Genomic DNA, 13,805 nt, shown 5'->3' on the forward strand with positions numbered 1-13,805 from the left:
AAGATCGGCCGCTCATGCAACATCGGCGCCTCCGGTGCGTCTCTTCCCCGTGAGCCTTCTCAACTTCCGCGAGCACGACTCCCCGGACATCGCGGAGCCCTCCGCCGAGCGAGCCGTGACGCAGTTGTACGAAGCGCACGCCCTGGACCTCGTCCGCCTGGCCCTGGTGATGGTCGGGGACAGGCAGACGGCCGAGGACGTCGTCCAGGACTCCTTCCTCGGCCTGTACCGGCGCTGGGGGCGGCTGAAGGACCCCGGCAAGGCGCTGACGTACCTGAGGTCGTCGGTGCTCAACAACTGCCGGTCGGTGCTGCGGCGCAGGGGGCGCAGCCTTCTCGGCACGCGGGACGTGCCCGCCGCGTCGGCGGAGAGCCGGGTCCTTGACCTGGAGCAGGGCAAGGAGATCCTCGAGGCGCTGCGCCGGCTGCCTCACCGCCAGCGGGAGACGCTGGTGCTCCGGTTCGTCCTCGACATGTCCGAGGAGGAGACGGCGCGGATCCTGCGCGTGAGCCGGGGCACCGTCCGGTCCAACACGTCCCGTGGGCGGACCGCCCTCGAGCGCATGCTGGGAGAGAACCCGTGAACATCGAACGGCTGCTGAAGGACGCCGCCGCCGCAGAGACGCGCGAGGTGACGCGCGAGTCGCTGCCGCCCCTGGCCCTGCCCGCCCGCCGCCGCCGCCGGCAGCGGCCGGCGGGACGGTGGCTCGTGCCTGTCGCCGCCGTCCTCACGGTGATCGCGGTCGTGGCCGTGACCGTCACCCTCCGTGGCACCATGCGCGGTCCGGACGCGCTCGGCGCGCACGAAGGCACCCCGTACTTCCTGGCGACCCACCGGAAAGGCGGCGTCGGGGTCTTCGACTCCTGGACCGGACGCAGGATCGCCGATATCGAGCCCCGCGCCGGGCACTACGCCGCGCTCGCCGCCGCAGCCGACCAGCGCACCTTCTTCCTGGCCGACGAGGTGGCCGCCTGCCGCACCCGCATCGACAAGGTGACCCTGCGCCGCGACGGGACCGTGGCGAGCAAGAAGACGCTGCCGGGCGGGTTCGGTAGCCAGGTGGACGACATGGCCGTCTCGGCGGACGGCCGCCGTGTCGCGCTCGTCTTCAACAACTTCAACGGCTGCCGCGGCGACGACCTGACGGTCGTCGAAGTCCCGTCCGGCCGCAGCCGGGCGTGGCGCCTGCCGAACAGCGACGGCTCACCGTCGTACGTGAAGTCGCCGGTGTGGGCGGCCGACGGCCGCACCCTGCTGTTCGCCGGCGACAACCAGGGCAAAGATGCGGACCACCCCGTCGGGGACGTCCTGCGCGCGCTCGACACCCGGAGCACCGGCACGGCTCTCGCCGACGCCCGCATCGTCCTGACGATGGGGAGCGGCGACGTCGGCGATCTCGATCTGTCGTCCTTCCGGCCCTCCCCGGACGGCCGGACCGTCACGGCCATCAGCGAGGACACCAGCGACCACGGGACGTTCCGGTCCGTCGCGGTAGTGGAGCTGCCCCTGTCCGCCGGAGCCGGTGCCGGGGCCGGGAAGGCGCCCGTCCGCGAGCTCGCCCGCATGACGGCCCGGCAGATCGCGCCCGCGGCACCGACGGACTTCAGGACCACCCTCGACGCGACCGGCAGGCACCTGCTCGTCAGCTCCCGGCACGACCGGGCCATCTTCCGCATGGACGACGGCCGCGTGCGCCGCCTCCCCGACCTGCACCGCACCGACCTGGGCCTGATCGCCTGGTGACGCGACCACGAACACGTCGTCGAGGGTCGGTCTCCGCAGGCCGCCGTCGCGCAGCGGTAGGTCCGGCGTTATTGCTCCACCACGAACACCGGCTCGACGTTCAGCTCGCTGATCCGCCAACCGTCGGGCGTCCGGACGGCCTTGTTGCGGACCAACCCGTAGCCACGGGAGGCCGGTACGAGACTGTCGGCGTGGCCGGACAGGGCGGTGATGTAGGCGCGGATCGTCGCGGTGTCGCCGTCGACGTCGATCAGCACGCTGCTGAACCGGTGGAGCAGGCGGGTGTAGTCCTTGTTGCCGGCCTCGATCTGTGCGATCAGGACGTCGCGGCCGGTCCCGGTCCCGTTGCGGGTCGTGCCGGTGGCGTCCTGCGTCAGAACGGTGTTCAGGTCTTCGAAGCGGTGCTCGTCCAGGGCCCGGCCCAGATGCAGCAGCAGGTCGTGCAGTTCGGCCCGGTCGGCCAGGGTTCGCAGGTCGTAGTTCACGAGGTGTCCTTTCGGGGCTGGTGGATGAAAGGAACCATGCGTGGCGCAGCGGGGGCGCGCATCACCCCTGCCCCGTTCTTGCGCAAAGTCGCAACGGGGTCCGCCCCGCATTGCCGCCGCTCGGTTTTCTGGGGCAGGATGCGGATTCACCGGGGTGGGACGTCAGGGGGGCCGGCGATGTCCGAGGCGACGTGGCTGAAGTCGCTGCGGGCCGGGCGCGGTGTGTGCCCGCTGTTCGGGGCCGATGCCGTGGTGGCCCGGTTCGCCGAGATCGTCTCCGTCGAACGCAGCGAGCGGCTGGTCATGGTTCCCGCGTCGTCCCAGCGCCCGCTGCTGGGGACGCTCCCGGTGCCGCCGGATGTGCGCACGCGCTGGCTGGGGTCCGCCCCGTCGAGCCATGACGTGCGCCTGATCGCCGCCGGCGCCGAACATCGGATCCTGCCCGCCCTGCCGGCCAAGATGGTCATCATCGACCGGGCGATCGTCATGACGCCCATCGACCCGGAGGATCCGCTGAAGGGGGTCTGGCAGATCTCCGCCAAGCCGCTGGTGCGCGCCCTGGTCGAGATGTACCAGCGGCTGTGGCGGCAGGCGGCCGAGCCGGTGCGATGGCCGGCGGGGCTGTCGGCCAGGGAGCGCGCCGTGGTGACGCTGCTCGCCGAGGGCTGCACCGACCAGATGGTGGCCGATCAGCTGGGCCTGAGCCGGCGCACCATCAGCTACACGGTCGCGGACCTGATGGAGAAGCACGGGGCGCGCAGCCGGTTCCATCTGGCGTTGCTGCTGGCTGGTGCCGACGCCGGGATTCGTTCGAGACGACCAGGGACTTCGCCGGGGTGCGCAACCACCGAAGGATCTTGAGTTGACGTCACGATCACGATGATCAGCGGTGGTCGCCTCGTCCCCTCGACCACCCCGGTCACGGGAGTACTAGGAGCCAAGCCGCACCACCGCCGACACCGCGACCAGGTGCAGGTCGGGAACCCTCGTCCGCCTGCTCCAGCCGCGGTGACGGCGGCGGCCGCCGCTAGGTCGAGGTGCCGGCGCTGTCGTCCGGTGCCTCTTCCGACGAAGAGGCCCTCAAGGCCGGGTTGAACCGTCGGCTTTCCAGCGGGGCGAGCCCGTCGGCCTCGGGTTGCTCCCCGCCCGTCTCCTGCGCACCCCTTCTGTGGGGTGCCGCGAGGAAGGCTGCTGCCGTTCCGGCGCCCGACATGATCGCGCAGGCCCACAGTGCCTGGACGAAGCCTCCGGTGAAGCTCGCCGCCGAGCCGTACCCACCGGCATGGGCGAACACGGTGGCCGCCAGCGCAACGCCAAGGACGCCGCCGAGCTCGCGCACGCTGCCGTTCACACCGGAGGCGACGCCCATCCGCTCGGGTGGTACCGAGGAGACGACCTCGCTGGAGACGGTCGGGAAGACGCAGGCGATGCCGATCCCGGACAGGATCAGCGGCCAGACCAGCTCCAGGTAAGGCGTCGACGGGTGCGCGACAAGGGCGAACCAGCCGAGCCCGATCGTGTTCATGGCCATGCCGATGACGAGGAAGAAGCGGTTGCCGAGCTTGGCCGCCCTGGATCCGACCAGAGTTCGCATCCGCTGGGTCAGGTGGCTGGGCACAACTGTTCATGAAGTTAGGACGGGTGCCGAGTCGGTTTGGGAACGTGTGCGGGCCCGGAGGAACCAATGCGCGGCGATCAATGGGATGACGCCGATGGGGTACCAGGCGACATCAATGAGGTCGAACTGGGCGCCCAGCAGCTGGCGGGCGAACCAGCTGCGTTGGGAGAGTGCGGCGGGTATGGGGGTGAGTTGTGCGAACTCGATGAACCAGCAGTATGCGATCGTGGCACTGCCGGCGGACAGTGGTGAAATCGGCGGCCAAATGCAGATCACTATCGTGTAGACGATGGCCGCGGACAAGGCGGCGCCTGAATACTGTTCGATGGGCCCGTTCATCGTGGCACGGATTGCGAAGGCCGCGCCTGCAAAGCCGGCTGCCGAGACCACCATCAGCAGCCGAATCCAGCGCACTGCGAGCGACATGACGCAATAGTAGGTGACAGTGCAGTTGAAAGTGTGCCTTGCGTGGATTGCGTGAGTCCTGTGGGGTCGTGTCGTCGGATCTTGCGTTGCGTCTGGTGCCGGATGAGTTGTGGGAGTTTGCCGAGCCGCTGGTACCGGCGTTCTGAGCCCGGCGGCAGGGGCAGCGGGATGGCGGCGCTGAGCGATCGAGGCGGTGTTCACCGCGATCGGTTGCCGAGGCCGGCGACCGAAAGGGCGAGCAGGACCGAGCCCACCGTCGTGGCCCAGCCCCCGGGGCGCAGCGCGGGCCGGACGGAGCGGAGCGTGAAAAGATCGTCGCGGCACCGCAGAGCGTGAACACGATCAGCAGGAACGTCGGGTGCGGCGCGGTGCGCGCGTACATCTCGCTTATGGAATGAGCGAGGACGCGGTACCGCGGACCTTGCCAGGAAGCGGCGGTGAGCCAGCTCGCCACGAAGATCACCTGGGCCGCAATGGCCACCCGCGCCCAGCGCCGGATGCTTGCCGATCGCCGGGGCGGGCCGTGCACAGGACTGAGCGCGTCCGACTATCAACTGCCCATTTCATTGTCCTCTCGTCCTGACTTCGGCACCGCTTCGGAGTGTGGTGGGTTTCTGGGGATGTAGTTGGCTCTTCACGATCCGAGGCGTAGTTGCGCCGCTTCCCCTCCCGCCGCTTCGATGTCAACGCGGCCTGGCTCGAACTCAGCCTTGCGGCGACCGATCTCCTCACCTGGGCACGCCTCCTCCTGCCGGAGGGCGGGCTCGCCACTGCCGAGCCCAAGAAGCTCCGCTGCCGGCTGCTGCACATCGTCGCCCGTCTCACTCGCGGCCTTGATGAACAGCTAGACCCCCACCCGCGTGAGCTGGCAGCTTGCCGAGTTCACCGACGGCTGCCTGGCGGCCCGGGGCTGGAGGCGGCCGAAGTACGACCGGACATAGCGGTCATCGACCTGACGGAAGTGATCTCCGCCTTCGACAAGGATGTGCGGGACCGCTGCCCCACCGATTCGCCCACGGGCTCACTTGGCGAGTCCTTTCGGTGGTCCGTCAACCGTTTGCTCAGGCGGGAAGTTCGGTGATGCTGAGGGCGAAGTCCAGATTCCCCACTCCGTGGTTGGCGAGGCCCACCGTGACCAGGCCCGCTCCTTCCAGCCAGTGCGCCATTTTCAGGCCGCCGGCGTCCAGCGGGCGTAGCCCGAGGCTCTCGATGAACGCCTTCACACTTGCCTTGGCCTGCGCATCATCGCCGGCGATGAAGACATCGGGCCGCCCCTTCTCCAGGACATGGCGGAAGATGGTGTTGAACGCCTTCACCACGTTGGCGCTGGCCGGAGCCGCCTTGGCGACTTCCTGTGCGATCGAGGTCTCCTCGCGGTGGGCCAACCCGTCGAATGTGGAATTGAAGGGATTGCTGATGTCGACGATGACCTTGCCCGCGAGAGCGTCTCCGTACTGGGCGACGACCGGCACGACACCGTCGTACAACAGGGCCACGATGACGATGTCCCCGGCCGGGGTGGTGCCCCATTCTCCCGTCGTGGCGCCGCCGCCGAGCGCATTGGCCAGGTCGGCGGCCTTGGACTGATCGCGGCCCATGACCTCGACGGTGTTGCCGCCCGCTACCGCCCGCGCGCCGATGGTGCGGGCCATGTTCCCGGTGCCGATGATGCTGATGCTGCTCATGAGATGTCCTGTCCTGGTTGTGTGTTGTTCGGTTCAGATGGCGGTGGTGCCGCCGTCGGCGATGAGTTCCATGCCGTTGACGTAGCTGGAGTCGTCGGAGGCGAGGAAGAGGGCGGCGGTAGCGATCTCGTCGGGGCGGCCCATCTGGCCGCGGGGGATGAGGGACTCGAACTGGCGCTTGGTGGTCTCGTCGAAGAGTTCTTCCTGCTTGGCGGTGGCGACCTGGCCGGGGGTCAGGACGTTGACGCGGATGCGGCGGTCCTTGAGCTCGTTGAGCCAGATGCGGGCCCAGGCCTGCTGAACGGCCTTGCTTCCGGCGTAGACGCTCCAGCCCGGGAACGCGCCGAGTGAGGCGTTGGAGCCGGTCATGAGGATGGAGCCGCCGTCGTTGAAGAGCGGGAGGGCCTTCTGGACGGTGAACAGGGTGCCGCGGGCGTTGAGCCCGAACCAGGTGTCGAACTGGGCCTCGGTGATCTCGCCGAGCGGAGCGGGCTCGCCGCCGCCGGCGCTGGCCCACAGCACGTCGAGGCTTCCCTTTTCCCGCTTGACGGTGTCGTAAAGGCGGTCCAGGTCGTCCAGGTCGGCGGCGTCGCCCTGGACACCGGTGACGTTGTGGCCGATCTGCTTCACGGCCTCGTCCAGGACGTCCTGGCGGCGGCCGGTGATGAAGACGTGCGCTCCCTCGTCGACGAACAGCTTCGCGCCGGCCAGCGCCATGCCGGTGGTGCCGCCGGTGATGACCGCTACCTTGCCGTCGAGCTTTCCCATGATCGGTCCCTTGGGTCGGTGGTGCGGGTGCGCACCTGGGGCGATGGCTTTATGTACACCGTTCTGTTTGCTTACGGTACGGGGCGGGGCGTCGGGATGCAAGCTATGTACACCGCCCGTTACCCGGCCGGCGTACCATGGACCCATGACGGAGTTGGAGAAGGGCCCCACGGGCCGCCGCCGCGGCCGGGGCGCCCGCGAGCGCATCATCAGCGCGTCCCAGCAGCTGTTCCGCGAGCAGGGCATCAACCGCACCGGCATGGACCAGCTCTGCGCGGCGGCCCAGGTGTCCAAGCGCACGGCCTACCAGCACTTCGCCGGCAAGGACGAACTCGTCGCCGAGTACCTGCGCCGCTTCGACCCCTCCGTTCTGTCCGGCGTGTTCGACCGCACCGACCTCACGCCCCGCGAACGGCTCCTCGCCGCATTCGACATCCCCCCGGGCACCCCCCTGTGCCCCTACATTGCCGCCGCCGTCGAACTCCACGACCCCCAGCACCCCGCGTCCCAGTACGCGCGCGACTACAAGAAGGCCGTCGCCGCGCGGCTCGCCGACACCGCCCGCGAAGCCGGTGCAGCCGACCCCGAACAGCTCGGCGAGCAGCTCGCGCTGCTCATCGACGGCGCCGCGGCCCGCACCCGGGTCCTCAACGCCGACGCCTTCCCCGCCGCCGCCGCCATCGCCGCCGTCCTCATCGACAATGCCATCCCCGCAACAGCCGGCGATGACCGGCGACGGGAGGAAGTGCCAAGTTGACTCGGCACTCCGCACCCGGGCTGGACGCGCTGCCGATCATGCGGCCGCACCCGCCGGTACGCGACACCGGCCGCCCGGCACCCGGCCCAGACCTGCCCGCTTTTGCGGAACTGGTCGCCCCCCGCGGAAGGCCGCCGGGGGAGACCAGCGCCCCTGAACGCTTCAAAAGTTCGAGGCCGTCGTCCCGACCCAGGGCGCTGACACTCCACCGCGGCGCTCTCCTCGCGGGCAGGACAACGTTGACGTCTGGACCGACCCGGCCTAACCATTCGCGCTGATCACCAGTCAGTCAAATGCGCGTATTCGTCGCCGGCGGACCTTGTGCTTTCCGAAAAGTACGTCCGCGCAGGTGAGAGCCGTGGTGTCTGGCGGGTAGCGGCGCAGCTTGGGAACCGTCACGGGACATGCCACGACACTGGCACCTCAGTCCGGATCCGGACAGGTGAGCTGCCTGGCCGCGGGCTGAGGGGCGGCTCTACGCTGAGCGGGCGTGTACTAACGGTGACCGCGTGATTGTAAATCAACGGGGGTCGTCATGCCGATGCTTATGATCCAAGGCACCTACCGCGTGGTCGGAGCTCGGCCAGACGGCGACAGCGTCCGGTTCATCCCTGACGATCCTGCGCAGTGGGACCTGGTCGAGGGGCCGCACAAGGTCCGGCGCAACAGCACCGGCGGAGCCCAACTCCGCCTGGATGGCATCGACACCCTCGAAACCCACTACCGGCCGCCGCACGGCGCCGAACTCCACCAGCCAGCGCCCTTCGCCGACCGCGCCGCCGACGAGCTGGTGGCCTGGCTCGGCTTCACCGGCGTGCAACGCAACTCCAGCGGCACGATCACCTCGAGTGAGCCCGAGCGGGTACCCGGTTACATCCTGACGCGCGGCGCCGACGTCCACGGTCGATGCGTCGCACTGGCAGGCCGGGGCCCAGCCCCTGGCACGAGCGGCACCCCACATCATGTGGACGTAGCCCTGCTGCGGCAGACAGCCAACTTCCGACAGCTCAGCGAGGGCGTCGCCTACCCGACGTACTACAGCAAGCTCTTCTTCGACCTGCGCGACGCCATGACCGAAGCCGTGCAGGCGGCACGGCAAGCGGGCTCTGGGCTGTGGCCGGCCGACATCACCACCACTGGTGCCAAGATCGACGGCCTGGCGACGATCACCGACACGGCCGTCTTGTTGCCCAAGCTGTTCCGGCGTCTGGCGGACTTCCTCGCCCTTGGCGGCGGAGCCCCATCGCTCGCAGGCTTTCGAGCTTTCCTCGACCAGCGCGCGGACCGTGTCCTGGTCCTGCCCACCGGGCAGTTCACCGGCCTGAGCACGCTCGTCGAGGTCGCTGATCAGGTTGTGCGGCTGACTCGGCCGCCCGAGGATCTCGTATTCCAAGAGGCGTGACGCTCACGCCAACAAGACGTGAACGATGTGCTCCAAGTGACCGACGCCGGACAGCGGTCAACCTGGTACATCCTCTTCTACCGCAGGCAGCGCGCTCGATACGATCTTGAGTCTCCCGTCCGTGAAGACGGTGGCAGCGAGTCGGTCCTTGTCTCGGGACCCTCACCGTGTCCATGGCACCCGCACGATCGACTCTGGCCGTAGCGGCCACTCGGCGGTGGTGAGGCTGAGCCGGTCGTCGTAGGGGAACCGGTCATCCTCGTCGCGTGGCAGCGCACTGCGGACGAAGCAGCGGTGCAGGAGCAGTTCGCGGCGCTGGTCCAGTGGATTTGGATCGTCGGATTGGTCGGCCGGCTGTTGTGGAGGGTCTTCGCCGATGTCCACTTGGCCGTCCCAGTTGAGGTGCAGGCCGTCCTCGTCGGAGTAGAACCGGTGGAAGCTCGTGCGCCATTGCGAATTGGATCCCCAGTTGTGCGACAGGTCACTGGTGGGACGCGGCTCGCGGCTGAAGGTGAAGTACAGCGTTGATGTGGTGGCCACCGCGGCGTCGATCAGGTGCCGTGGTGCTCGCACCCGCACACCGGCGCGGCTGAACAGCAGGTCACCGAACCAGAAACCGGGCCACAGCACCTCCTCAAGGATCACGCGCGTCGCGGAGGGATCCTGCATCACGGCGAAGATCTCGTGGTGGAATGGGGAGAACGTCTCGGCGTGCTCGAACGGGGTCAGCCCGATGTCGGTGAAGAAGCCGGTGTAGGCGGCCAGTTCGTCGAGTTCCAGCCTGCGGGAGCCGATCCACCCTGGGGTGGCGTTGATCTGCCACCCGCCGAGTTCCAGCCTGTGGGTGGTGCTGCCCTCCATGACGGCACGTCCTCCGGTGACTCCGAATCCCGGGGGCGGGTCCCCCGCGGGGCAGAAGAGTTCGATTAGGTAGTCGCTGACCCGGCTCAGCGCGTACAGCTTCATGATCTGCCACAGGCGCTCGTCGTCGCCGGTGTACCCGCTGGCGGGGATCGGCTCCCGTTTGCGCAGCGGCGCCAGCTCGGCCAGATGGGCCGCCGCCGTCGGTTGTCGACCGACCAGGTATTCCTGGCGCTCGGCGGCGTCGTGACGGTCGTGCAGCTCCTCGTAGGGCCGACGGAAATAGGCCCAGTCGAGTCCCATTCGACGATCATGGACCCGCCTTGCCCGATCCGGCAAAGACGTTTACTGGACGAGCCCTTCGGTGCAATCGTCCGGCGAACGCCGATCCAGTGCCGGTGGCTCACGAGCAGCCGAGGGGACGGACGGCCATTCGGTTCCTTGCGGGTAGCGCCCGCCGAGGCGGCGTATATCGGTGCCCGACCGTGACGGTCGGCCGTTAATCCCGCTTCCCGCACAGTGTGCTCTCTGCCCCCGGCCAACAGGCGCTCATGCCGCTTCTGGTAGTTGTCGCTAGTCGGCCTCTGGCATCGTGCTGAGTCCGGGCGCAGCGGCCAAGGCATGGCTTCGATCGATGAGTTCGTGACGGTGACGCCCCGGCCCGGGCTACCGCCAGAGACGTGCTGCGATTGGCGACGGTCGCCTGCTTGGCTCGGTACAAGGGCGTGTCGCGGATGCACACCGAGTCGGATCTGCGGATCTACCTGTCCTGTTGCGCCGAGCGGCACCTGGAGCCCTTGACGGCCAAGCGGGCCCAGATGGAGATGTACGTGCGGTGGCTGCAGGAGGTCCGCCGGTTCCGGCCCTCCACGGTGTCTCGACGACTGTCGGTGGTCGCCGGGTTCTACCGGACCTACGTGATCGACGGAATTCTCGAGCACTCACCCGCCGAGCACGTCCGTCGCCCCAACGTCCCACCCGAATCACCCACGCTTGGGTTGTCGCACCTGCAGTTCGAGGCGCTGCTGTCGGCCGCACGTGCCTTGGCCAACCCCAACGACTTCGCTCTGGTAGCGATGCTCGGCCTGCTCGGGTAGCGGATCTTCGAGGCCACGGGCGCCGACATCGGCGACCTGAGCGAGGAACACGGTCACCGGGTGCTGCGCGTGGTCGGCAAGGGCACTCGGATCGTGCTGCTCCCACTTCCGCCTGCGGTGGGCAGGGCGATCGATCGCGCCATCGGTGACCGCACGGCCGGACCGATTTTGCTCAACACCCGCGGGGGCCGGATGGACCGGCACGCCGGCACCCGGCGCCTGCGCAGGCTCGCGGCCGAATCGGTCGTGCGGCTCCCGCGGATGCACCCGCATATGCTCCGCCACACCATCGTCACCACCATGCTCGACGCCGGCGTCGACCTGCGGGACGTGCAGATCGCCGCGCGCCACGCCGATCCGCGCACGACGATGCGCTATGACCGGGCCCGCAACAACCTCGATCGTCATCCGCCTACATGGCCTCCGGCACCTGACTCCCAAGCTTCGGGAGGAACATGCTGGTCTGCCGAGTTCGGGGTGTTTGCGGGAGCGTGGACGCGATTCGGTCGTACCGATGATTTTCGTGCGCATCCGTGGTCGATAGGGCGGACACACCGAGAGCGGTGGGCCTGTGCTGGGAACATTCGAGCGCGGCAGGAAGCACATGGAGGCAGTGATGAGCGTCGACGACTCCGAGCAGGAGCGCACCATCCGGATTGGCGAGCAGGGTACGAGGGTGAGCGGTCCCAGGGTGTTGGTGGCGGGGGCGAGCATCGCGGGACCTGCACTGGCCCACTGGCTGCGCCGGCGGGGGGCCGAGGTGACCGTGGTGGAGCGGGCTCCCGAACTGCGTCCCGGCGGGCAGGCGGTGGACGCGCGCGGGGTCGCCAAGGAGGTCATCGGGCGCATGGGGCTGGACGCGGCGGTGCGGGCGGCGTGCACCGACACCGCCGGCGCGCACACCGTGGACGCGGACGGGCAGGTGCTGGAGACCTTCCGTGCCGACGATGACGGTGGCGACGGGTTCATCGCGGACATCGAGATCCTGCGCGGGGACCTGGCCCAGGTGCTCTACGACGACACCCGCGACGGCGTCGAGTACGTTTTCGGCGACCGGATCGCGGAGCTCGCCCAGGACGCGGACGGGGTAGACGTGGTCTTCGCGGGCGGCGACCGGCGGCGTTTCGACCTGGTGGTCGGGGCCGACGGGCTGCATTCGGAGCTGCGAGCGATGGTCTTCGGGCCGCATGAGCGGTTCCTGCGCCACGTCGGGCACGTGCTGGCCTTCTACAGTGTGCCCAACGAGTTCGGGCTGGACCGCTGGCTGCTGGAGCACCAGGACCAGGAGTCCGGGCGCTCCGCTCTCCTGCGGCCCATCCAGGACGCCACCCGGGCGATGGCCATGTTCTACTTCGCCTCGGCCGGCTTCGACGTCGACTACCGTGACGTCGCGGCGCAGAAGGTCCTGTTGCGTGAGCGGATGGCGGGCTTGGGCTGGTTGGCCCCGGACATCCTCGCGCACCTGGACGACACCCCGGACTTCTACCTCGACCAGGTCGCCCAGGTGGTGATGGACCGCTGGTCGAGTGGACGGGTGGGGCTGCTCGGGGACGCGGCGTTCAGCTCCTCGCCGATGTCGGGGCAGGGGACCGGGCTGGCCCTGGTCGGCGCGTACGTGCTGGCCGGAGAGCTGGCCTCCGCCGGATGGGACCCCGCCGCCGGGTTCGCCCGCTACGAGGCGCGGATGCGCCCGTTCGTCGAGGCCAACCAGGAGATCGGCCGGTTGAACGCCCGCACCCGCGACGTCCCCGGGGCAGACGCCGAGCCGCTCCCCGACTTCGCCGGCGAGTGGTTCACCGAGCTGGTCGGGCGCGCGATCAACGGCATCGAGCTGCCCGACTACGCGGGGGTGCCGGACTCCGCAGCTCCGGCCAGATCGCCGATCACCTTGTCGGCCAAGCCGTAGGTGTCGCATAACGTGTCGAGAGGGACCGTGCTTCGGCGGGACACCCCTGGACGACCTCCGCTCAGTCGCGGCGTGCCCGTGCTCGTCTCGCCGTCCCAGGAGCTCGGCGGCGCCCACGACGACGCGATGTCGTCCAGCAGGGCAAGCAGGCGGCCACGCCGGTCGTCGGCCGCCAGGTCCACGTCGGACTCGGCGGCCGCCGCCGGCTGAGCGGCGGGCCGCGAGGAGACCCCGGCGGACCGAGCACGGCTCAAATAGCCGCGGATCACATGGCCGGATGTAAACGTCCTTGGGCGCACACACCCACAAACGGCCATGCCAACAGCCGAACCAAGGTGGCCGAGGCTGGTCACGGCGGATCGGTGCTGGCAGCGCATGAAAATGGTGGTGGTGTCCGTACTGTCACGCCATGGCGAGCAAACGGCAGGACGAGCGCAGCCAGAGTGGGTCGACATCACCGTGCAACTCCCTCCTCAGGTGCCCTCAGCACTGACGGCTACGAAGCGGCCGAGGTGCCCCTGGTCGACGTTCCGGTTAGATGGCCGCATGGAACATGTGCTTGGAATCGGTGGTCACTTCATGCGCGCCACCGACCCGACGGCCCTGAGCGAGTGGTACCGCGATTGCCTGGGCCTCGACGTCGATGGGAACGGCCTGTGGCGTCAGGAAGCCGGGCCGACGGTGTTCGCGACCTTCGAGTCCGAGACCGGCTACTTCGGGTCCCGCACCCAGCAGACCATGCTCAACTTCCGTGTCCGCGACCTGGACGCGATGCTCGCGCAATTGCGCGCCAAGGGCGCGGATGTGGTGCAGGAAACGCAGGACATGGAGGGGGTCGGCCGATTCGGCTGGGTCACCGACCCCGAGGGCAACCGGGTCGAGTTGTGGCAGCCCGCCTGACGATGCCCCGGTTCTAGGTCCCTCCAAAAATGCGGCACAGCGCCGCCCCGCCGGACGCGGGGCGGCGCTTCGTCGTCTCAGCGGCCCGACACCAGCCGCGGAAACGCCACAGCGCCGGACCGGCCGCCTCATCGGCGTCCGGCTCGTAGACCGCGCG

The 13,805-nt window shown here is 69.0% G+C and carries 15 protein-coding genes and 1 pseudogene; 10 read left to right on the plus strand and 6 right to left on the minus strand.

Translation table 11 applies throughout. The annotated features are described in order from the left end of the window. The first annotated feature begins 49 nt into the window (after positions 1-49). Both ACA514_RS37860 and ACA514_RS37865 read left to right on the plus strand, forming a co-directional pair. Positions 50-583, plus strand: coding sequence for a SigE family RNA polymerase sigma factor (locus ACA514_RS37860; RefSeq protein ID WP_375046106.1), 534 nt, complete (start codon positions 50-52; stop codon positions 581-583). Next, the gene (locus tag ACA514_RS37865; protein ID WP_375046107.1) at positions 580-1,743 is read left to right on the plus strand and encodes a hypothetical protein; all 1,164 of its coding nucleotides are present in this window, start codon (positions 580-582) and stop codon (positions 1,741-1,743) included. Before ACA514_RS37860 ends, ACA514_RS37865 begins: the two co-directional genes overlap by 4 nt. Before the next feature lie 68 nt (positions 1,744-1,811). On the opposite strand, the gene ACA514_RS37870 is transcribed toward ACA514_RS37865, so the two are convergent. After that, positions 1,812-2,228, minus strand: a complete 417-nt coding sequence (locus ACA514_RS37870) for a nuclear transport factor 2 family protein (protein WP_375046108.1) — start codon at positions 2,226-2,228, stop codon at positions 1,812-1,814. A 177-nt stretch (positions 2,229-2,405) separates the two neighbouring features. Between ACA514_RS37870 and ACA514_RS37875 the strand changes: the two genes are divergently transcribed. Continuing rightward, positions 2,406-3,089: a LuxR C-terminal-related transcriptional regulator gene (locus ACA514_RS37875; RefSeq protein ID WP_375046109.1), complete on the plus strand. Its 684-nt coding sequence runs from the start codon at positions 2,406-2,408 to the stop codon at positions 3,087-3,089. Between the two features lie 166 nt (positions 3,090-3,255). Here ACA514_RS37875 and ACA514_RS37880 read toward each other — a convergent pair whose 3' ends face one another. Together ACA514_RS37880 and ACA514_RS37885 are read right to left on the minus strand one after the other, a co-directional pair. Next, the gene (locus ACA514_RS37880) at positions 3,256-3,846 is read right to left on the minus strand and encodes an MFS transporter (RefSeq protein WP_375046110.1); all 591 of its coding nucleotides are present in this window, start codon (positions 3,844-3,846) and stop codon (positions 3,256-3,258) included. A gap of 6 nt (positions 3,847-3,852) precedes the next feature. After that, the gene (locus ACA514_RS37885) at positions 3,853-4,272 is read right to left on the minus strand and encodes a DUF2809 domain-containing protein (protein ID WP_375046111.1); all 420 of its coding nucleotides are present in this window, start codon (positions 4,270-4,272) and stop codon (positions 3,853-3,855) included. 652 nt (positions 4,273-4,924) lie between these two features. On the opposite strand from ACA514_RS37885, the gene ACA514_RS37890 reads away from it, so the two are divergent. Then, positions 4,925-5,353: a hypothetical protein gene (locus ACA514_RS37890; RefSeq protein ID WP_375046112.1), complete on the plus strand. Its 429-nt coding sequence runs from the start codon at positions 4,925-4,927 to the stop codon at positions 5,351-5,353. Here ACA514_RS37890 and ACA514_RS37895 read toward each other — a convergent pair. Together ACA514_RS37895 and ACA514_RS37900 are read right to left on the minus strand one after the other, a co-directional pair. Further along, positions 5,334-5,957, minus strand: a complete 624-nt coding sequence (locus tag ACA514_RS37895; RefSeq protein ID WP_375046113.1) for an NADPH-dependent F420 reductase — start codon at positions 5,955-5,957, stop codon at positions 5,334-5,336. The two genes, ACA514_RS37890 and ACA514_RS37895, sit on opposite strands and share 20 nt — an antisense overlap. A 33-nt stretch (positions 5,958-5,990) precedes the next feature. Continuing rightward, complete coding sequence (locus ACA514_RS37900) at positions 5,991-6,725, minus strand: SDR family NAD(P)-dependent oxidoreductase (RefSeq protein WP_375046114.1); 735 nt, start codon at positions 6,723-6,725, stop codon at positions 5,991-5,993. A 145-nt stretch (positions 6,726-6,870) separates the two neighbouring features. Between ACA514_RS37900 and ACA514_RS37905 the strand changes: the two genes are divergently transcribed. Together ACA514_RS37905 and ACA514_RS37910 are read left to right on the plus strand one after the other, a co-directional pair. After that, positions 6,871-7,482 carry a TetR/AcrR family transcriptional regulator gene (locus ACA514_RS37905; RefSeq protein WP_375046115.1) on the plus strand — a complete coding sequence of 204 codons (612 nt, stop codon included), beginning with the start codon at positions 6,871-6,873 and terminating at the stop codon, positions 7,480-7,482. Positions 7,483-8,017: 535 nt separating this feature from the next. Further along, the gene (locus ACA514_RS37910) at positions 8,018-8,884 is read left to right on the plus strand and encodes a hypothetical protein (protein WP_375046116.1); all 867 of its coding nucleotides are present in this window, start codon (positions 8,018-8,020) and stop codon (positions 8,882-8,884) included. Positions 8,885-9,046: 162 nt separating this feature from the next. Here the strand turns inward: ACA514_RS37910 and ACA514_RS37915 are convergent, their stop codons facing one another. Continuing rightward, positions 9,047-10,048 (minus strand): hypothetical protein, encoded by a 1,002-nt coding sequence (locus ACA514_RS37915; protein ID WP_375046117.1) that lies wholly within the window; start codon positions 10,046-10,048, stop codon positions 9,047-9,049. A 404-nt stretch (positions 10,049-10,452) separates the two neighbouring features. Here ACA514_RS37915 and ACA514_RS37920 point away from each other — a divergent pair, with 404 nt between their 5' ends. The 4 genes and pseudogenes from ACA514_RS37920 to ACA514_RS37935 all read left to right on the plus strand — a co-directional run bounded on the left by ACA514_RS37920 (position 10,453) and on the right by ACA514_RS37935 (position 13,648). Beyond that, positions 10,453-10,842, plus strand: coding sequence for a hypothetical protein (locus ACA514_RS37920; protein WP_375046118.1), 390 nt, complete (start codon positions 10,453-10,455; stop codon positions 10,840-10,842). A 60-nt stretch (positions 10,843-10,902) separates the two neighbouring features. After that, positions 10,903-11,172 (plus strand): annotated as a pseudogene (locus tag ACA514_RS37925) (tyrosine-type recombinase/integrase); the annotation flags it as partial. A 286-nt stretch (positions 11,173-11,458) separates the two neighbouring features. Further along, positions 11,459-12,748, plus strand: a complete 1,290-nt coding sequence (locus tag ACA514_RS37930; protein WP_375046119.1) for an FAD-dependent monooxygenase — start codon at positions 11,459-11,461, stop codon at positions 12,746-12,748. A 546-nt stretch (positions 12,749-13,294) separates the two neighbouring features. After that, entirely contained in the window at positions 13,295-13,648 is a 354-nt protein-coding gene (locus tag ACA514_RS37935; RefSeq protein ID WP_375046120.1) for a VOC family protein, read from the plus strand. Positions 13,649-13,805 lie beyond the last annotated feature (157 nt).

Origin of the sequence: Actinomadura sp. NTSP31, from assembly GCF_041951385.1 — a bacterium.
Lineage (GTDB): Bacteria > Actinomycetota > Actinomycetes > Streptosporangiales > Streptosporangiaceae > Spirillospora > Spirillospora napierensis.

Bases quoted from the DNA above. Each gene is read 5' to 3' on its own strand.
- ACA514_RS37885 (WP_375046111.1), bottom strand. From the start codon at position 4,272: ATGTCGCTCGCAGTGCGCTGGATTCGGCTGCTGATGGTGGTCTCGGCA.
- ACA514_RS37910 (WP_375046116.1), top strand. From the start codon at position 8,018: ATGCCGATGCTTATGATCCAAGGCACCTACCGCGTGGTCGGAGCTCGG.
- ACA514_RS37915 (WP_375046117.1), bottom strand. From the start codon at position 10,048: ATGGGACTCGACTGGGCCTATTTCCGTCGGCCCTACGAGGAGCTGCAC.
- ACA514_RS37930 (WP_375046119.1), top strand. From the start codon at position 11,459: ATGAGCGTCGACGACTCCGAGCAGGAGCGCACCATCCGGATTGGCGAG.
- ACA514_RS37875 (WP_375046109.1), top strand. From the start codon at position 2,406: ATGTCCGAGGCGACGTGGCTGAAGTCGCTGCGGGCCGGGCGCGGTGTG.
- ACA514_RS37905 (WP_375046115.1), top strand. From the start codon at position 6,871: ATGACGGAGTTGGAGAAGGGCCCCACGGGCCGCCGCCGCGGCCGGGGC.
- ACA514_RS37900 (WP_375046114.1), bottom strand. From the start codon at position 6,725: ATGGGAAAGCTCGACGGCAAGGTAGCGGTCATCACCGGCGGCACCACC.
- ACA514_RS37935 (WP_375046120.1), top strand. From the start codon at position 13,295: ATGGAACATGTGCTTGGAATCGGTGGTCACTTCATGCGCGCCACCGAC.
- ACA514_RS37895 (WP_375046113.1), bottom strand. From the start codon at position 5,957: ATGAGCAGCATCAGCATCATCGGCACCGGGAACATGGCCCGCACCATC.